At 63.4% G+C, this 19,147-nt stretch carries 15 protein-coding genes; 10 read left to right on the forward strand and 5 right to left on the reverse strand.

The genetic code is table 11. From position 1 onward, the window contains the following. Complete coding sequence (locus ACODSZ_RS05220) at window positions 1–372, forward strand: RidA family protein (protein WP_008333223.1); 372 nt, start codon at window positions 1–3, stop codon at window positions 370–372. Between the two features lie 58 nt (window positions 373–430). Here ACODSZ_RS05220 and ACODSZ_RS05225 read toward each other — a convergent pair whose 3' ends face one another. After that, window positions 431–2,506 (reverse strand): TonB-dependent receptor, encoded by a 2,076-nt coding sequence (locus tag ACODSZ_RS05225; protein WP_488927178.1) that lies wholly within the window; start codon window positions 2,504–2,506, stop codon window positions 431–433. Between the two features lie 177 nt (window positions 2,507–2,683). Between ACODSZ_RS05225 and ACODSZ_RS05230 the strand changes: the two genes are divergently transcribed. Beyond that, complete coding sequence (locus tag ACODSZ_RS05230; RefSeq protein WP_217509989.1) at window positions 2,684–2,866, forward strand: hypothetical protein; 183 nt, start codon at window positions 2,684–2,686, stop codon at window positions 2,864–2,866. Window positions 2,867–3,184: 318 nt separating this feature from the next. Here ACODSZ_RS05230 and ACODSZ_RS05235 read toward each other — a convergent pair whose 3' ends face one another. From ACODSZ_RS05235 to ACODSZ_RS05245, 3 genes are all read right to left on the reverse strand, one after another. Further along, a complete protein-coding gene (locus tag ACODSZ_RS05235) occupies window positions 3,185–4,234 on the reverse strand; it encodes an NAD(P)-dependent alcohol dehydrogenase (RefSeq protein ID WP_488927179.1) in 1,050 nt (349 codons plus the stop codon). 338 nt (window positions 4,235–4,572) lie between these two features. Then, on the reverse strand, window positions 4,573–5,637 hold the full coding sequence (locus tag ACODSZ_RS05240; RefSeq protein ID WP_175344966.1) for an aldose epimerase family protein: 1,065 nt from the start codon (window positions 5,635–5,637) through the stop codon (window positions 4,573–4,575). Next, window positions 5,634–6,899: a XylR family transcriptional regulator gene (locus tag ACODSZ_RS05245; RefSeq protein ID WP_008333231.1), complete on the reverse strand. Its 1,266-nt coding sequence runs from the start codon at window positions 6,897–6,899 to the stop codon at window positions 5,634–5,636. The genes ACODSZ_RS05240 and ACODSZ_RS05245 overlap by 4 nt, the downstream gene beginning before the upstream one ends. 324 nt (window positions 6,900–7,223) lie before the next feature. Between ACODSZ_RS05245 and xylF the strand changes: the two genes are divergently transcribed. The 7 genes from xylF (at window position 7,224) to ACODSZ_RS05280 (ending at window position 16,350) form a co-directional block, all read left to right on the forward strand. After that, a complete protein-coding gene (gene xylF, locus ACODSZ_RS05250; protein ID WP_008333237.1) occupies window positions 7,224–8,240 on the forward strand; it encodes a D-xylose ABC transporter substrate-binding protein in 1,017 nt (338 codons plus the stop codon). A gap of 100 nt (window positions 8,241–8,340) precedes the next feature. Continuing rightward, a complete protein-coding gene (gene xylG / locus ACODSZ_RS05255) occupies window positions 8,341–9,897 on the forward strand; it encodes a D-xylose ABC transporter ATP-binding protein (protein WP_488927180.1) in 1,557 nt (518 codons plus the stop codon). Window positions 9,898–9,920: 23 nt separating this feature from the next. After that, window positions 9,921–11,111: a sugar ABC transporter permease gene (locus ACODSZ_RS05260; RefSeq protein ID WP_217509988.1), complete on the forward strand. Its 1,191-nt coding sequence runs from the start codon at window positions 9,921–9,923 to the stop codon at window positions 11,109–11,111. Between the two features lie 77 nt (window positions 11,112–11,188). Continuing rightward, on the forward strand, window positions 11,189–11,980 hold the full coding sequence (xylB, locus tag ACODSZ_RS05265; RefSeq protein WP_488927181.1) for a D-xylose 1-dehydrogenase: 792 nt from the start codon (window positions 11,189–11,191) through the stop codon (window positions 11,978–11,980). Between the two features lie 33 nt (window positions 11,981–12,013). Further along, window positions 12,014–13,798 (forward strand): IlvD/Edd family dehydratase, encoded by a 1,785-nt coding sequence (locus ACODSZ_RS05270; protein ID WP_008333241.1) that lies wholly within the window; start codon window positions 12,014–12,016, stop codon window positions 13,796–13,798. Window position 13,799: 1 nt separating this feature from the next. After that, window positions 13,800–14,726 (forward strand): L-fucono-1,5-lactonase, encoded by a 927-nt coding sequence (locus tag ACODSZ_RS05275; protein WP_008333243.1) that lies wholly within the window; start codon window positions 13,800–13,802, stop codon window positions 14,724–14,726. A gap of 118 nt (window positions 14,727–14,844) precedes the next feature. After that, window positions 14,845–16,350 (forward strand): GGDEF domain-containing protein, encoded by a 1,506-nt coding sequence (locus tag ACODSZ_RS05280; protein ID WP_488927182.1) that lies wholly within the window; start codon window positions 14,845–14,847, stop codon window positions 16,348–16,350. Here the strand turns inward: ACODSZ_RS05280 and ACODSZ_RS05285 are convergent. Next, entirely contained in the window at window positions 16,331–17,485 is a 1,155-nt protein-coding gene (locus tag ACODSZ_RS05285; RefSeq protein WP_175344960.1) for a serine hydrolase, read from the reverse strand. The genes ACODSZ_RS05280 and ACODSZ_RS05285 overlap by 20 nt on opposite strands. 238 nt (window positions 17,486–17,723) lie before the next feature. Between ACODSZ_RS05285 and ACODSZ_RS05290 the strand changes: the two genes are divergently transcribed. Continuing rightward, window positions 17,724–19,028 carry a UDP-N-acetylglucosamine 1-carboxyvinyltransferase gene (locus ACODSZ_RS05290; RefSeq protein ID WP_008333249.1) on the forward strand — a complete coding sequence of 435 codons (1,305 nt, stop codon included), beginning with the start codon at window positions 17,724–17,726 and terminating at the stop codon, window positions 19,026–19,028. Window positions 19,029–19,147 lie beyond the last annotated feature (119 nt).

Raw genomic sequence — 19,147 nt, forward strand, 5'->3', positions numbered from 1 at the left:
TTGAGCACCACCGACCACAGCATCGAAAGAAAGCACACCAATGCGCGCATGAGCAAGATCGTCAAGTATGGCGGCCTGGTGTACCTGTGCGGACAGACCGCAAGCGGCGGCCCCCATGCGCAGGCCGACATCGCCACCCAGACCACGGAAGTGCTGGCCCGCATCGATGCCCTGCTCAGCGAAGCGGGATCGCACCGCGAGCGTATCCTCTCGACCACCATCTACCTGCGCGACATCAGCGACTTTGCCGCCATGAATGCCGTCTGGGACGCCTGGGTGCCCGCCGGCACCGCCCCGGCCCGGACCACGCTCGAGGCCAGGCTGGGCGCCTCCAGTCTGCTGGTGGAAATGACGGTGGTCGCTGCTCAGTAGACCTGCCACAAAGAAGGCGGGCCGCCACGGCGGTGGCAGGCCTGTCCCGCATTTTTGCTCAATACTTCATATTGGCCGAGACATACATCGCCCGTCCGTCCCCGGGGGCATGCCGGGTCTGGTCATTGATCCAGACATATTCATAGTAGCGATTGGCCAGGTTCTTGAGCTGCAGTTCCAGGCTCAGCCTGGGCGTGACCTGATAGGTGGCACTGGCGTTGAAGAGCGTGTAGCCGCCGAACTTGCCACCGGTATTGGCGGTGGTCAGGTAATAGCTGCCCTGGCCGTTGACCGAGGCCGACAGCTTCAGGTCCGCCGTGGCCTGGTAGTCGATGCCACCGGAATACACCTGGCGCGGCACGTGGTCGATTTCCTTGCCGAGGGTGTTGGGTGCGGTCGGGTCCGGCGTGATGATTTCCGATCGCTGGCGCGAATAGGCCAGCCACAGCGTGGTGCGCTTGCCGGCGCGCAGGTTGATCTGCAGGTCGACACCATTGCGCTTGGTCCGTCCCACGTTTTCCGAGTCCCCGGTGGGATCGTTCAGACGACGCTTGACCTCGTCCGAGGCCCGCTGCTCCCACACCGCCACGCGGCCATCAAGCCAGTCCACGGGCGTGAACTTGACGCCGGTTTCCCAGCCCTCATTGATGGAAGGACGCAAGTCGTTGTTGTTGGACTTGTAGGCTGCCGCGCCGGCACCGACCTGGAAGGTACGCCCCCAGTTGGCATAGATGCTGGCCTGGCGGATCGGTGTATACACCACGCTGAGCTTGGGCTGGCGGATATAGCCGTAATCCTGGATGCCATAGCTCACCCCGCGCGAAGGGTCGTTGAAACGTCCACCCACATGGTCCACCCGATAACCGGGAATGATGCGCAGCGCCTCCACGGGCTTGATCACGGCCTGCACATAGGCCCCCACCGTATCGAAGACGAAATGATGATCGCGCGTCTGCGACACACGTACCTGGTTGACCGTGTTGTAGCGCGGGCTCTGGTCCTCCTGGCGCTCCATGCTGAAGCCGCCTTCCAACGCCAGGTCGCTCATGCCTTCGAACGCCTTCCAGCGCGGGCGGTAGGTAGCATTGGTCAACAGCCCGTAGTGGGTCTCGTCGATGAGGCGCTCCTGCTGCGACGTGGTGGACGAGTAACGCAGCCAGCGCTGGTCACGCACGCGATTGAGATAAAGCTTGGCAGCGACCGAGAGCTGGTCATCAATGTCGCCATCGAAGTGCAGGCTGACCTGGTCCATCTGGCGGTTGCCGCCATCGGACTGAGCATAGGCATACGAGGAGGTCGGATTGCTGCGCGCATCCTGAGCCGTCAGGTAGCCCGGTTCCTGCGCATGGGCGTTGGCGTGGCGGATGCTCAGGCCGGTGCGGTAGCGGCCATCATCACTGGTATAGAACCACTTGCCGGAGAAGGCGATGTTCTCGGCCCGGGCATGATCGCGATAACCGTCCGACTTTTCGTAACCGAGGAAATAGTTCTGCGACCAGTTGCCGTTCTCCACGCCCTTGACCACCTGCACCTGGCGCGTATTGAAGCTGCCATAGGTCAGACGCGCTTCATCGTAGTTGCCGCCTTGCCGGGTGACGATGTTGACGTTGCCGGCGATGTTGTGCAGGCCATAGCGCGCATCGTTGGTGCCGCGCACGACCTCGATGCGGGCGATATCGAGCGGGAACAGCGTCCCCAGGAAGGGCATGCCGCCGGCATTGTCGTTGCTGGGGATGCCGTCGATGAGGAGCTTGACCGCATTGACCTCGCCCTCGCCGTTGAAGCCGCGAAAGGACAGCTTGCCGGACTCGTTGCCCTGGCGGAACTGGGTCAGCATCACACCCGGCGACTGCGCGAACAGTTCCCAGTTGTATTGCACCTGCTGTTGCTGGATACGATCCGCGCCGATCAGGTCGACCGAAGTCAGCACGTTGTTGAGCTGCAGCGGACCGCTGCGGCGCGCGCTTACTTCCACGGTGCCCAGCGTCAGCGAGGAATCCTCGTCGGCGCCGGCTGACTGCGCGGTGGCCAGGGGCGCAGCCCCCAGGGCCAGCAGGCCGGACAAGGCCGTGAGTTTGAAAATGGGTCGGGCGCGATGCAGCGGCCTGGGCCGGCGGGCAGAGTGGAGCGTCATTGGTCTTGTAGTAGGCAGAACATGCGGCCTCCCCCGGCAGCCACGCCGCCGTCCCCTGGATGCCGCATGGGAAATCAGGAGCGGCAAGGATAAGCTGGTATGACCACTTATTGAATGTGGCAATTTGTCGCAGGGGCTTGCTACCATGCGTCATTTCTCCCTGCTGATTCTGCGCGCATGAAAAAACCGGACCTCCGCACGCTCGACCTGAACCTGCTCAAGGCATTGGCCGCCCTGCTCGACGAACGCAACGTCACGCGCGCGCCCGCCAGGTCTTCGAACAGCCAGGTGTTGCGGGCGGCCTGGGTAGCGGTGGCAGACATGATGTTGCTTGGCGGATTGTTGGACAGGCCTGCATGATGCGGTTCGTCCAGTTATTACGCCAATCCTGAAAACCGATGATCGATATCGGTAAAAATGATATCTGCCGTAAGCGAAGTCGCGGTGGAACAAGGCAATGTTGCCTCAGGGTGCGTAAAAGGTAATGTCTCCGCTGCGTGGCGTATAGCCCTGGGATAGAGCCGGTCTCCGAAGCGCATTATCTCGGCGGGGAAGTCGTCAAGGCGTGAGCCGTCATCGGTCACTTCGCTCTGCCTTCAAAAAACGGGCGGGCACCTCGTGGGTGCCCGCCCGTTTGCGTTCGACGCGGTATGGCGTCAGCAGCAGTTCATCAGTTCATCAGGCCGCCATGCTGGCATTGTCGATCACGAAGCGATATTTGATGTCGCCCTTGAGCATGCGCTCGTAGGCGGTGTTGATGTCCTCGGCGCGGATCAGCTCGATGTCGGCCACGATGTTGTGCCTGGCGCAGAAGTCCAGCATTTCCTGGGTTTCCGGGATGCCGCCGATGAGGGAGCCGGCCAGCGAGCGGCGCTTCATGATGAGATTGAAGACATTCGGCGACGGGTGCGGCGTGGCCGGCGCACCGACCAGGGTCATGGTGCCGTCGCGCTTCAACAGGCCCAGCAAGGCATCCAGGTCATGCGGTGCGGCCACGGTGTTGAGGATGAAGTCGAAGCTGTTGGCATGTGCGGCCATCTCTTCGGCGTTGCGCGAGATCACGACTTCGTCGGCACCCAGGGCCTTGGCATCGGCACGCTTGGATTCCGAGGTGGTGAAGGCCACCACGTGGGCGCCCATGGCATGCGCAATCTTGATGCCCATGTGGCCGAGACCGCCGATGCCGACCACGCCGACCTTCTTGCCGGGACCGGCGCCCCAGTGACGCAGCGGCGAATAGGTGGTGATGCCGGCACACAGCAGCGGTGCGACGGCAGCCAGGTCGGCTTCCGGATGGCGGATGGTCAGCACGTAGCGCTCATGCACCACGATCTGCTGCGAATAGCCGCCCATGGTCCAGCCAGGGGCGTCATCGGTCTGGCCGTTGTAGGTGCCGACCATGCCGTCGCAATAGTTTTCCAGGCCTTCTTCGCAGTCCGGGCAGGTCTGGCAGCTGTCGACGATACAGCCCACGCCGACCAGATCACCGACCTTGAACTTGCTGACGTGATTGCCGACGGCGGCGACGCGGCCCACGATCTCGTGGCCGGGCACGCACGGATATTGGGTGCCGGCCCATTCGGAACGGACCTGGTGCAGGTCGGAATGGCAGATGCCGCAATAGGCGATGTCGATCTGCACGTCGTGCGCTCCGGTGGCGCGGCGGGTGATTTCGAGATGTTCAATCGGCTTGTCGGCGGCGTGGGCGCCATAAGCATGGACTTGCATGGGGATCTCCTCAGTAAGCGGGCCAATAAGCTGGCGTTGAGAATGAACAGGTCAGGGGGTGGGCAACCTGTCATGAAAATGGACTATTTTGGCGTGTGGCAAGGCGCAAAGACAGACCTATTCCGCGACGATTCTTGCCTGAAATTCCGGCGCCATGCTGAACCAGGCGAGTCATTCCCGCGCCATCGGCGACCACCGCGCGACCCGGCGCAACGCAAAGCAGGCGCGTTGCTGCGAGCTTGCCGATTCTGCTTCATCATGGAGTCCGGGGCCATGCCGGATCGCCGCAACAGGTGCGCTACGGCATCGATGCCGACCAGCCGCACGACGCAACGCAGTCAGTCCCGCACCCCCAGGCGATACACCGTAGTCTGCCGATAAACCTGCCCCGGCCGCAGGATCACCGCTTCGCGCAGCGGCGTGTTGACCTGGTCCGGATAGGACTGCGCCTCCAGGCAGAAGCCATCATGGATGGCATACGGCTGCTCACCCCGCCCCTGTACGCCGGAGAGAAAATTGCCGCTGTAGAACTGCAACCCGGTCTCGGTGGTGGAGACGCGCAATTCACGCCCCGACCCCGGCTCGTAGACGCTGGCCACTTCGCGCAAGCTCTGCGCCACGCGGCTCTCGCCCGGTGCCGGTTCGTGCTCGCTGCGCAGGCAATAGCAGTGGTCGAAGCCACCGGCCAGTTTCAGTTGCGGATCGGGCCAGTCCAGGCGCGGGCCGATGGGGGCAGGCTGGCGGAAGTCGAAGGCGCTGCCGGCCACGTCCGCCCGGCCTTCCGGAATCAGCCTGGCATCGACCTGCAGGTAACCATCGGCCTCGATGGCGATGATGTGGTCGCGGATGTCGGATGTTCCGCCATTGAGATTGAAATACGCATGCGAAGTCAGATTGACGGGCGTGGCCGCATCGCTGGTGGCAGTGTAATCGATGCGCAACTGGCCCTCGTCATCCAGGCGGTACAGCACCGACGCCATCACCGTGCCGGGAAAACCCGCCTGCCCGGCCGGCGAGACCAGCATCAGGCGCAGACCTTCCGGATCGGGCTGCACCTGCCAGCGCTGGGCATGGAAACCTTCGCGGCCGCCATGCAGATGGTTCTCGCCTTCATTGCAATCGACCTGGTGCGCCACGCCGTCGAGTTCGAAACGACCGCCCGCGATGCGGTTTCCCCAGCGCCCGACGATGGCGCCAAAATACGCCGGGTTGTGCGCGTATTGCTCGACCCGCTCAAAGCCCAGCAGGACATCGGCCTCACGGCCATAGCGATCAGGTGCCCACCAGTTGACCATGGTGGCGCCGAGGTCGCTGATGGTCACGCGCATGCCGGTGTGGTTGCGCAAGGTGTAGAGACGGATGCCGTCAGCGGAGGTGGTGTGCGAGAGGGTGAAGTGCGTCATTTTGTGGTGGTAAGAAGGGAGGGTCCCGTGGTTTTCTTCTTGGGTCGGACGGCGGAGGCCGACGGTGCAGCCGAGCGCTCCAGTCCGGCGGCGAATTGTTCCTGATATTCCCTGGGCGTGCAGCCCAGTTCGCGCTTGAAGACGGCGTGCAGATACTGCACGGTGGTGAAGCCGCAGCTGACCGCGATCTCGGCCGCATGGCTGCCGGCCTGCTCCAGCATGCGCTTGGCGGCCTCCAGCTTGAAGCGCAGGATCTCGTCATGCACGCTGCGCCCCAGCTCGCGGCGAAAATACCATTCCAGCGAAGAGCGCGAGATGCCCACGTAGTCAGCCACCTGGTCGGTCTTGATGCCCTGGCAGGCGTACTGGCGGATGAAGTGCAGCGCCTGCATCACGTGCGGGTGATTGCGCACCTCGTGGCGGCTGGAGGCCAGCACGTTGATGCCCACCGGCGGCACCATGATGCGCGTGTCCGGAAAGCGCGCCCCGTGCAGCATCTGGTGCAGCAGGTGGGCTGCAGTGCGGCCCATCTCCACGCTGCCCTGGATCACCGAACTCAAGGGAATGCGCGTCAACACCCGGGCCAGCGGATCATTGTCGATGCCGATCAGGGCCACCTGCTCCGGCACGGCAATACCGGCAAACAGACATGCCTGCAACAACTGCCGCGCCCGTGCATCGGTGACCGCGATGATGCCCACCGGCTTGGGCAGACTGCGCACCCAGGCGATCTGCTGCTCCACGGCGGTATCCCAGGATTGCGCACTGGTGCCCACGCCGCGGTAGATGTGGCCGGTGATGCCGTCGGCCCCGGTGAGGTCGGTGAAGATGCGCTCGCGCTCCTGCGCCCAGCGGTTGCAGGGCGACTCGGGCAGGCTGAACAGGGCGAAATGCTGCAGCCCCGCTTCGATCAGATGGTCGTAGGCCAGCTTGACCATCTTGTAGTTGTCGGTGGCCACATAAGGCCGGTTGGCGGGATATTGCGAAGGGTCGGCGTAGGAGCCGCCGATGGCCACCACCGGCAGCTGCACGCCTTCCAGCGCTGCGGTCGTCACCGGATCGTCGAAGTCGGCAATGATGCCGTGTCCGGCCCAGCGTTCGATGCCCTGTGGGCGGCAGCGGAAATCCTCCTCCAGGTACAAGTCCCAGGAAGCGCGGGTGCTGCTGATGTATTCGCCGATGCCGGAAATGATTTCCCGATCAAAGATCTTGTTGCCATTGAAGAGCAACGCAATCCGGTGCACCGTGGGTGCTTTTGCCACGCTGTGTCTCCTGTTTGCCGACGTCGTCAGGCGCGCCGTTCTCGTGTTCGTCGAATTGTAGCGAGCCATCGTCGAAATGACGGATATGTGCTCCTGCAACAAAAAGAATCACTAAGCCGTTTGGTGAATTTCGTAATTGTAGAGGGGATTGGCCCGGGGCTAGTATCCCCCTCGCACCATCATGCGGCGTGACCCCACCCTGACAAGCTCGGCCCCACGCGCCCCCGGAAGCGATTGCCCCAAAACGGGCCAGCGGTTCCACCCGGACACGCCGCTTCAAAAATCATAATCAATTCAAATTCAATTCAAATCGGAGACTGGACTATGAAGGCAATGCTGAAGAAGACCGTATTGGCGCTGATGACCGTAACCACCCTGTCCATGGTGGCCGGCAGCGCCATGGCCGACGCCAAGAACCCCAAGATCGGTTTTTCCATCGATGACCTGCGCGTGGAGCGCTGGGCGCGCGACCGCGACTTCTTCACCGCCGCTGCCGAGAAGCTGGGCGCCAAGGTCTACGTGCAATCGGCCGATGCCAGCGAGCAACGCCAGATCTCCCAGATCGAGAACCTGATCTCGCGCGGCGTGGACGTGATCGTGATCGTCCCCTTCAACGCCACGGTGCTGACCAACACCATCAAGGAAGCCAAGAAGGCCGGCATCAAGGTGCTTTCCTATGACCGCCTGATCCTCAACGCCGACGTCGATGCCTACATCTCCTTCGACAACGAGAAGGTTGGTGAAATGCAGGCCGAAGGCATCCTGAAGGTCAAGAACAAGGGCAACTTCTTCCTCCTGGGCGGCTCGCCCACCGACAACAACGCCAAGATGTTCCGTGAAGGCCAGATGAAGGCCTTGAAGCCCTACATCGACAAGGGCGACATCAAGATCGTCGGCCAGCAATGGGTCAAGGAATGGAGCCCGACCGAAGCCCTGTCCATCGTCGAGAATGCGCTCACCGCCAACAACAACAAGATCGATGCCATCGTGGCCTCCAACGACGGCACCGCCGGTGGTGCGATCCAGGCCCTGGCCGCACAGAAGCTGGCCGGCAAGGTACCGGTCTCGGGTCAGGATGCCGACCTGGCTGCGGTCAAGCGCGTGGTGGCCGGCACCCAGACCATGACCGTCTACAAGCCCCTGAAGCAGATCGCCACCGAAGCAGCCAAGCTGTCCGTGCAACTGGCCCGCAACGAAAAACCGACCTACAACGCCCAGTATGACAACGGCTTCAAGAAGGTCGACAGCCTGCTGTTGAAACCCATCCTGCTGACCAAGGAAAACGTCAAGGTCCTGGTCGATGACGGCTTCTACACCCAGGCCCAGATCGACGGCCGCTGATCCCTGAGTCAAGCATGCCGGCTGCTCCCCCCGAGGCAGCCGGCATCGCCGTCTGCGCGCCCTGCGCGCAGACCCCGGAGACTTACTGGAAAGAACAGGCATGTCCGAGTATCTGTTAGAAATGAAAGGCATCGTCAAGAGCTTTGGCGGTGTGCGTGCCCTGGACGGCATCGACATCAAGATCCGGCCCGGTGAATGCGTGGGCCTGTGCGGTGAAAACGGCGCGGGCAAGTCGACGCTGATGAAGATCCTCTCCGGTGTCTATCCCCATGGCACCTGGGATGGCGAGATCCTGTGGGACGGCAAACCGCTCAAGGCCCATTCGGTGCGCGACACCGAAGCTGCCGGCATCGTCATCATCCACCAGGAACTGATGCTGGTGCCCGAACTGTCGGTGGCCGAGAACATCTTCATGGGCCACGAGATCACCCTGCCGGGTGGCCGCATGAACTACCCCGCCATGTATCGCCGCGCCGAAGAACTGATGCGCGAACTGAACATGCCGGACATCAACGTCACCCTGCCGGTCTCGCAATATGGCGGTGGTCACCAGCAGCTGGTGGAAATCGCCAAGGCGCTCAACAAGGATGCGCGCCTGCTGATCCTGGACGAACCCTCTTCGTCACTGACCGCCTCCGAAATCGCGGTGCTGCTGAAGATCATCAAGGACCTGAAGGCGCGCGGCGTGGCCTGCGTCTACATCTCCCACAAGCTCGACGAAGTCGCCGAGATCTGCGACACCATCTCGGTCATCCGCGATGGCAGGCACATCGCCACCACGCCCATGCAGGAGATGGATGTGGACAAGATCATCACGCAGATGGTCGGCCGCGAAATCACCGCCATGTATCCCGAGCGCAATCATGCCATCGGTGAGGTGGTGCTGGAGGCGCGCAACATCACCTGCTACGACATCGACAATCCGCGCCGCAAGCGCGTCGATGACGTCTCCTTCTCGGTGCGCCGGGGCGAGATCCTGGGCATTGCCGGGCTGGTCGGTGCCGGTCGCACCGAACTGGTATCGGCCATCTTTGGCGCCTATCGCGGACGCTACGAAGGGCAGGTCCTGCTGGAAGGCAAGCCGGCCGATACCGGCTCGCCCCTGAAGTCGATCCGTCAGGGTCTGTGCATGGTGCCGGAAGATCGCAAGCACCATGGCATCGTGCCGGATCTGGATGTGGGGCAGAACATCACCCTGACGGTCCTGAACCGCTTCTCGCGCGGCACCCGCATCGACAGCAGTGCCGAGCTCAAGACCATCCAGGACGAGATCAGCCGTCTGCGCGTCAAGACCGCCACCCCCTTCCTGCCCATCACGGGCCTCTCGGGCGGCAACCAGCAAAAGGCGGTGCTCTCCAAGATGCTGCTGGCCCAGCCCAAGGTGCTGATCCTGGACGAACCCACACGCGGGGTGGACGTGGGCGCCAAGGCCGAGATCTACCGGCTCATTTCCGAGCTGGCCAAGCTGGGCCTGGCCATCATCATGGTCTCCTCGGAGCTGGCCGAAGTGCTGGGCGTGTCGGATCGCGTGCTGGTGATCGGCGAAGGCAAACTGCGCGGCGACTTCGTCAACGACAAGCTGAGCCAGGAAACCGTGCTGGCCGCCGCCATCAACCAGGCTGTCCCGCAGGCGTCGACAGGCGCGGTGGCCGTCTGAAACAATCACAAGGTGAATTCGGTATGACTACAAGCAATCTGAGCAGCGCCGCTGGTGGCGCCATGGGCGGGGCCGGCGGCATGGCCAATCTCAAGCTGGTATTTCGCCGCTACAAGATCATCGCGCTGTTGATCGCCATCACCATCATCTGGGGCTTCTTCAGCTTCATGACCGATGGCGGCTTCCTCACTCCCCGCAATCTCTCCAACCTGCTGCGCCAGATGTCGGTGACCGGCATCCTGGCCTGCGGCATGGTGCTGGTCATCATCGCCGGTGAAATTGACCTGTCTGTGGGTTCGCTCCTGGGTCTGCTGGGCGGCATCGCCGCGCTGCTGGACGTGAGCCATCACCTGCCGCTGGCGCTGAACCTGGTGCTGGCACTGGGCTTTGGCCTGGGACTGGGGCTGTTGAACGGCTACATGACCGCTTATCTGGGCATTCCCTCCTTCATCGTCGGCCTGGGCGGCATGCTGGCCTTCCGTGGCATCCTGCTGGGCGTCACCGGCGGCATGACCATTGCCCCGGTGTCCGACAACATGGTCTATCTGGGCCAGGGCTACCTGCCGCCGCAGATCGGGATGGCGCTGGGCATCGCCCTGTTCGTGCTGGCGCTGGCCCTGACCTGGATGAGCCGCGTCAACCGCAGCCGCCACGGCCTGCCGCTGGCAGCGCTCTGGCGCGATGGCCTCAAGGTGCTGGTCATCGGCGTGGTACTGCTGGCCTTCATCCGTACGCTCAACAGCTACGATGGCATCCCCGTACCGGTGCTGCTGTTGCTGGGGCTGCTGGGACTGTTCAGCTACGTGAGCACGCAGACCGTCTTTGGCCGCCGCATCTATTCGGTGGGCAGCAACATGGAAGCCACCCGTCTCTCCGGGGTGAACGTGCAGGCGGTCAAGCTGTGGGTATTCGGCATCATGGGCGTGATGTGTGCCCTGGCCGGCCTGGTCAATACGGCGCGCCTGGCGGCCGGTTCGCCCTCGGCGGGCAACATGGGCGAACTCGATGCGATTGCGGCCTGCTTCATCGGCGGCACGTCCATGCGCGGCGGCTCCGGCACCATCTATGGCGCACTGATCGGTGCACTGGTGATGGCCAGCCTCGACAACGGCATGTCCATGCTGGACGTGGGCACCTACTGGCAGATGATCGTCAAGGGCAGCATCCTGGTGCTGGCAGTGTGGGTCGATGTGAGTACCCGTTCTGGCCGCTGAGTACCGTAACACGCAAATCATTTATATCGTTTCTTGGCCGCACCAGCGTCCCATCCTATCCTCTGGAGTAATCAAGCATGACCGCAGCTACTACCCCCGTCTTCGACCACGCCCTCTATCGCAGCCTCGCCGGCAAGCGGGTCGTCATTACCGGCGGCGGCAGCGGCATCGGTGCGGCACTGGTGGAAGCCTTCGTCGGCCAGGGGGCACAGGTCTGCTTCCTGGATATCGCCGTCGAACCCTCGCAAGCGCTGGTGGCCTCGCTCAAGGACGCCGCTGTCGCACCGCGCTTCTTCCCCTGCAACCTGATGAACCTGGAAGCGCTGCGCGCCACCTTCACCGACATCGAGACCGCCATGGGCGGGGTCGATATCCTCATCAACAACGCCGCCAACGATGACCGCCACAAGACCGCCGACGTCACCCCCGGCTACTGGGATGAACGCCTGGCGGTCAACCTGCGCCACCAGTTCTTCTGCGCCCAGGCCGTGCTGCCGGACATGCGTGAACGCAAAAGCGGCGTGATCCTCAATTTCGGCTCCATCTCCTGGCACCTGGGCCTGCCCGACCTGACCCTGTACATGACCGCCAAGGCCGGCATCGAAGGCATGACGCATGGTATGGCACGCGACTTCGGCCGTGACGGCGTACGCGTCAACGCCATCATCCCCGGCGCCATCCGCACCCCGCGCCAGACCCTGCTGTGGCACACCCCCGAAGAAGAGGCGAAAATCCTGGCTGCGCAATGCCTGCCTGTCCGTGTCGATCCGCATGATGTCGCTGCTCTCGCGCTGTTCCTGTCTTCCGACAGCGGCGCCAAGTGCACCGGCCGCGAGTACTACGTCGATGCCGGCTGGCTGGGCGCGTAACTTATCCACACGCCTTTCGGCCCGGAGGAATCCATGAACAAGCCACACGCCACACCCCGTCGCTTCCGCTCCCAGGACTGGTTCGACAATCCCGACCACATCGACATGACCGCGCTCTACCTGGAGCGCTTCATGAACTACGGCATCACCGCCGAGGAGCTGCGCTCGGGCCGTCCCATCATCGGTATCGCACAGAGCGGCAGCGATATCAGTCCCTGCAACCGCATTCATCTGGAACTGGCCAAGCGGGTGCGCGACGGTATCCGCGATGCGGGGGGCATTCCCATGGAGTTCCCGCTGCATCCCATCTTCGAGAACTGCCGCCGTCCCACCGCCGCCATCGACCGCAACCTGGCCTACCTGGGCCTGGTGGAAATCCTGCATGGCTATCCGATCGATGCCGTGGTGCTCACCACCGGCTGCGACAAGACCACGCCCTCGCAGATCATGGCGGCAGCCACCGTCGATATCCCGGCCATCGTGCTCTCGGGCGGCCCCATGCTGGACGGCTGGATGGATGGCGAACTGGTCGGTTCCGGTTCGGCTATCTGGAAGGGCCGCAAGCTGCTCTCGGCCGGCAGCATCGACAACGAGAAATTCCTGGAGATCGCCGCTGCCTCCGCGCCCTCTTCCGGCCACTGCAACACCATGGGCACTGCCTCCACCATGAACGCCATGGCCGAAGCCCTGGGCATGTCGCTGACAGGCTGCTCGGCCATCCCCGCCCCCTATCGCGAGCGCGGCCAGATGGCCTATGAAACCGGCCGCCGCATCGTCGGCATGGCCTACGAAGACCTGCGTCCATCGGCCATCCTCACGCGCGAGGCCTTCCTCGATGCCATCGTCGTCAATGCCGCCATCGGCGGCTCCACCAATGCCCAGCCGCACATCATGGCCATGGCACGCCATGCGGGCGTGGAACTGCATTCGGAGGACTGGATGCAATACGGTTATGACGTGCCGCTGCTGCTGAACATGCAGCCGGCCGGCAAATACCTGGGTGAGCGCTTCCACCGCGCCGGCGGGGTGCCGGCCATCATGTGGGAACTGCAGCAGGCCGGCAAGCTGCGTGCCGATCGTATCACCGCCACCGGCAAGACCATGGCCGAGAACCTGCAAGGCCGTCAGTCGCAGGATAGGGAAATGATTTACGCATTTTCCGCACCGCTGCGCGAACGCGCCGGTTTCCTGGTGTTGAAGGGCAACCTGTTCGACTTCGCCATCATGAAGACCAGCGTCATTTCGCAAGCCTTCCGCGAGCGCTATCTCAGCACGCCCGGCCAGGAAAACATCTTCGAATGCCGCGCCGTGGTCTTCGATGGTTCGGACGACTATCACGCCCGCATCAACGATCCCGCGTTAAAGATCGACGAAAACACCCTGCTGGCCATCCGTGGCGCCGGTCCGGTAGGCTGGCCCGGTTCGGCCGAGGTGGTCAACATGCAGCCGCCGGACGCGCTCATCAAGCGTGGCGTATCGACCCTGCCCACGTTGGGTGATGGCCGCCAGTCGGGCACCTCCGACAGTCCGTCCATTCTCAACGCCTCGCCCGAGAGCGCCGTCGGCGGTGGCCTGGCCTACCTGCGCGATGGCGACCGCGTCCGCATCGACCTCAATACCGGAGAGTGCAACATGCTCATCAGCGAGCAAGAGCTGGCGCGCCGCAAGAGCGAAGGCATCCCGCCGGTACCGCCCAGCCAGACACCCTGGCAGGAAATCTATCGCAGCACGGTCGGCCAGCTCGAGACCGGCGCCTGCATGGAACTGGCCCTGAAGTACCAGGGCGTGGCGCAAACCCTGCCGCGACACAATCACTGACATGCTGACCCTGCATCGTGAGTTGCGCATGCCACCGGCCCCGGTGAGAAGGATCAAGGGGCCGATGCGCATCGACGCGCACCAGCACTTCTGGCGCTATCGTTCCGAGGACTATCCCTGGATCGGTACCGGCATGGACCTGCTGGCGCAAGACCGCCTGCCCTACCAGTTCCAGCCCCTGCTGGAAGCGCAGGGCCTGCATGCGTCCATCACGGTGCAGGCCCGTCCGGGCCGCGAGGAAACCGGCTTCCTGCTGGAGATGGCGCGGCGGGATGCGCGCATCGCCGGCGTCATCGCCTGGGATGACATCGCCGCGCCGCAACTGGCCGAGCGCATGGAACAGTGGGGTCGCCAGAAGATGCTGGGCCTGCGTCACCCCATGCAGGAGGACGATGACGCCGCACAGTTGCTGGCCTGCCCGCGATTCAATGACGGCGTGCGCTGGTTGCAGGAGCGCGACTACGTGCTGGAGGTGCTCACCCATGAGCGCCACCTGCCGCAGTTGCGCCAGCTCTGCGCGCTGCATGACCAGCACTGGGTGGTCCTGAATCATCTCGGCAAGCCGGCCCTGAAGGAATTCCGCAAGGGCCGCGCCGCCTACGAACGCTGGCGCCAGCAATTGCGCGAACTGGCCGCCATGCCGCACGTGGTCTGCAAGATCTCCGGCCTGCTGACCGAAGCCGACTGGCTGCGCGGCCTGTGCACGCGCGACTTCGATCACATCGTGCAATGCCTCGATACGGCGCTGGAGCTGTTCGGTCCGCAGCGCCTCATGTTCGGTTCGGACTGGCCGGTATGCCTGCTGGCCGCTTCCTATGCGCGGGTGGTGGCGGTGGTGCAGGAATGGGCCGCCCGTCGCCTTTCGCCTGCTGACCAGGACGCCTTGTGGGGCGAATCCTCGGCCCGGATTTATGGCCTGATGTCATAAGCTTCTTCCCGGATTCCTTTTCATTGCCAAGCGATTTTCACGGTGCGATATTGCGCCAGGGAACGCTTTGTCATGACAAGGTACGGGGAGACAAAAAATCAAACGCCTCAAACGCAACATGACCCTGCTGGTGAGCTCGCTGATGCTCATGGCAGTGGTCGTCACCAGTGTGGTGCTCTACCAGAGTTACAGGCAGGTAGAGCGCACCTCGATCAACCATGCCCTCAACGTGGCACGTATCGCGCAGCGCTCGATCTCGCGCAACATGGAACTGCTCTCGCTGGACCTGGACAGCGTGGCCTGGCGCTACCGGCATACCCAACTGCACAGCATGCCGGTGCAGCAGCAACTGGAATTCCTGCTGGGCGAAAAAGTGGAAGCCGGTTATATCGTCGCCCAGGGTATCGTCAATGCCGAGGGGACACTGGTGGTCGGTTCACCGATACTGGAGCAGATCATGCCCGGCAGTTTTTCCGGACGCGATTTCTTCGACATGGCACGTCAGGATGCGGCGACCACCCTCTATATCTCGCCACCGCAGTCCGTCAGGCTGGAGCGGCGCGCCCAGGTGATCGTCCTGTCCAAGCGTCTGGTGCATGCCGATGGCAGTTTTGCCGGGATCGTCTTCATGGTGCTCTACCTGGATTACTTCCGGCAGCTGTTCGAGGCCATGTCGCTGGAAAAGCATGCGGTCATGTCGCTCTACTCGGTGGACGGTGTGGCCTACATGCGGGTGCCCTATGACGATGCCTTCATCGGTTCCGTGCTGGAGAATGCCCCACAGCTGCAAAAACTGCTGGCCTCGACGTCCCCCGCCGAAGGCAGCTATTTCACGCGTTCCCTGCAGGATGGCGTACAACGTCTGTACTCCTACGTGCGCGTGCCGAAGACGCGCTGGGTAGTCTTCATCGGCCAGACCAAGCAGACGCTGTTCCGCGAGTGGATGCGCATGTTGTACGCGGTGCTGTTCCTGCTGGCCGTCTTCAGTACCGCCAGCGTCTATCTCATGAGCTTGCTGCGCGAGGAATTCTTTCGCCGCAGCAAGCTGGATCAGCAACTGGAAGAACAGGCCCGCACCGACAAGCTCACGACGCTGTTGAACCGCCGCGCCCTGGACGAGGGCCTGCAGGAAGCCTGGCACAAATGCCAGCGCAACCAGGCCGCACGCTTTGCGGTGCTGTTTGCGGATGTGGATTTCTTCAAGCTCTACAACGATACCTATGGCCACAAGGCCGGTGACTATGCCCTGGTGGCCGTGGCCCGCTGCATCAGGAGCGCGGTCTCGCGCCATTTCGACCGGGCAGGACGGTATGGCGGGGAGGAATTCGTGGTGCTGCTCGATGAAGCCGATGCCGAGGGCGCCCTGCACGTGGCCAGGACCATCATCGCGGCGCTGCAGGCGCAGAAGATCCCGCATGAGCGCAGCCCCTGCGGCCGACTCACCATCAGCATCGGCGTGGCCTGCCTGGAGCGGGGCGTCCATCGCAGCATCGAGGAAGTGGTCAAGGCGGCCGACCAGGCGCTCTACCAGGCCAAGCGGGACGGCCGCAACCGCGTGGTGCTGTACCAGGCGCCCACCGAAGTGGTGCCGGCCGCGTGGCAGCTCAGTTCAGCGAACAGTTGAGCCACTTGGCGATGCGCACGCCATCCAGGCGCGAGCCATTGGCCGTCCCGCTGCCCAGCATGGTGACAATCACCGGGCGGCGGTCGTGCACCAGCAGGCGCAGCACCATGTTGTGGCCGGACTCGTTGATGAAGCCGGTCTTCTGTACCGTGGCATTGACCTGGCCGTAGCGGATCAGACGGTTGGAATTGATGTACTGCAACTGCCCGCGACCGATGTTGATGATCTTCTGCTTGTCCAGTGAATCGTTGCGAATGAGCTGGTAGCGGTTGGCCGCCTTGACCAGTTCGGCCAGCTCGCGCGGGGTCGAGACATTCTCCGGCGACAGGCCGGTGGCATTCTCGAAATGGGTATGGGTCATGCCCATCGCCTGGGCGCGTGCGTTCATGGCGGCGATGAAGGCCGGGCGGCCACCGGGATAGTCACGGCTCATGGCCGCAGCCGCGCGGTTCTCCGAGGACATCAGCGCGATATGCAGCATGTCCGCACGCGACAGGCTGGCCCCCACTTTCAGGCGCGAATAGGTGAACTTCAGGGTGTCCAGGTCGTCTTCGGTCACCTCCAGGCGATTGGCCATGGGCAGCGATTTCTGGTCCAGCCAGACGATGGCCGTCATCAGCTTGGTCACCGAGGCGATGGGCGCGACCGTATCGGCGTCGCGCTCAAAGAGCGGCGTATTGGTCTGTTCATCCAGTACATACACCCCGCGCGAGAAGAGGTGGCGGCGCGAGGCTTCCGTGAAGCCGCAGCGCGACAACAGCTCGGGCTTGGTGTTGGTGGTGATGGCCGGGGTGGCAGCCTTGGCCGCAACAGCCGCCGTGCCCGCCACAGCGGCAGCGGCTGCATGGCTGCGACGGCGGCTGCGGGCCGGCACGCGGGCCTTGGCGGGAGCGACGGCCTTCTTGCGTACGCTGCGCTTGCGCCCCTTGGCGCCGCTACTGGCAGGCCGATGCTTGCCGGCCGTGGAACCGGCGGCCTGGGCCTCGCTGATCTTGCCCGACAAGGCCGTCAGCGCCAGCAGCAGCACGCTGCACATGAGCAAACGGACCAGCACGCCGGCGCGGCGCAGGCCAGGCAGAATCAGCTGAAAAAAGGGGAAATCATTACCGGAACGGGACTGCTGCGTGCAAAACATCGTCGAAAACCTTAGTCGGGCGCTCATCCAAGACCAGTCATGATACGGAAACTTGGCTTTTGATGCAGCACCCTTCAGCTGTGTATAACGACAAATGAACAATATGACAAACTGACAAGTCCCCCCGCCGCCACAATTTACTTCCCCGGCTGCAACCCGGCGGCGCATAATCTGTCCATTGCTGGCCGGGGCAGGCTGCTCCCGGCGCACTCCGTCCGACTGAATCAACGATTTCCTCATGTCCAATCTCATCGTACACGGCGGCCGCCCGCTGCGCGGCGACATCATCCCCTCCGCCAACAAGAATGCCGTCCTGCCCATTCTCTGTGCCACGCTCCTGACCGACCAGCCACTGCGCCTGATCGGCATTCCCGAGATCACCGACGTCAAGAAGATCCTGGAGATCTTCCGCGTGCTCGGCAGCCAGGTGCAGGTGGACTATGCCAGCGGCGTGCTGGAGCTGCATCACCGCGATACCCGTTTCGATCCCAAGCTGCACCATCTGCCGGAGGAGATGCGCTCGTCCATCATGCTGGTGCCGCCGCTGCTGGCACGTTTCGGTGTGGCGCGGCTGGAAAACGACGTCAAGGGCTGCACCCTGGGCGTGCGCGAGATTGATCCGCACGTCGAGGTGTTCCAGCGCTTCGGGGCGCAGGTGGAGAGCAGTCCCGACTCGCTCATCATCCGCAGCGCCGGCCGCATGCAGGCCAATCATCACTGGCTGGACTATGCCTCGGTCACCACCACCGAGAACTTCGTGCTCTGCGCGGCTGCCGCCGACGGGGAATCGGTGCTCACCAATGCCGCCTCCGAGCCGCACGTGCAGGAGTTCTGCCGTTTCATGGCGATGATGGGCGTGCAGATCGATGGCATCGGCACCTCGCGCGTGAGCGTGCGCGGCAGCGGCCAGCCGCTGGGCGGTGGCGAGTTCCGCTTCGATGAGGATTTCCACGAGATCGCCACCTTCCTGGCCATGGGCGCCATCACCGGCGGCCAGGTGCGCGTGCGCAACAGCGCCCCGCAACAGTTCCCGCTGATCGACCGTACCTTCGCCAAGTTCGGCGTGGAAGTGGTGCATGAGAACGGCTGGTCGCACACGCGCCAGAACGGGCCGCTGAAGGTCGTCAAACCCTTCACCAGCAACATCCTGACCAAGGTGGAAGCCGCGCCCTGGCCCTATCTGCCGGTGGACCTGCTGCCCATCTTCATCGCACTGGGGGTCAAGGCCGAGGGCAACACCATGTTCTGGAACAAGATCTACGATGGCGCCATGGGCTGGAGCAGCGAGCTCTCCAAGTTCGGTGCCCACGTGTTCCTGGGCGATCCACATCGCCTGATCACCTTCGGCGGCTTGCCGCTGTCACCGGCTTCGGTGGAGAGCCCCTACATCATCCGCGTGGCCATTGCCCTGTTCATGGTGGCCGCCAGCATCGAGGGCCGCTCGGAAATCCGCAACGCCCTGCCGATCCGGCGCGCTCATCCCAAGTTCGTGGAAAACCTGCGCTCGCTGGGCGCGGTGGTGGACTGGGTCGAAGAAGACTGATCCCCGCCACGGCCCAGGCCCGAACCGACATCGAAGGGGACGCCAGGCGTCCCCTTTTCGCAGGACAGGAGAAGGGCTTTTCATCCTGCAGATCCCCGTTCGCAGTGCACGGATTTTTC

The sequence above is a fragment of the Herbaspirillum sp. FG34 genome, assembly GCF_057809315.1.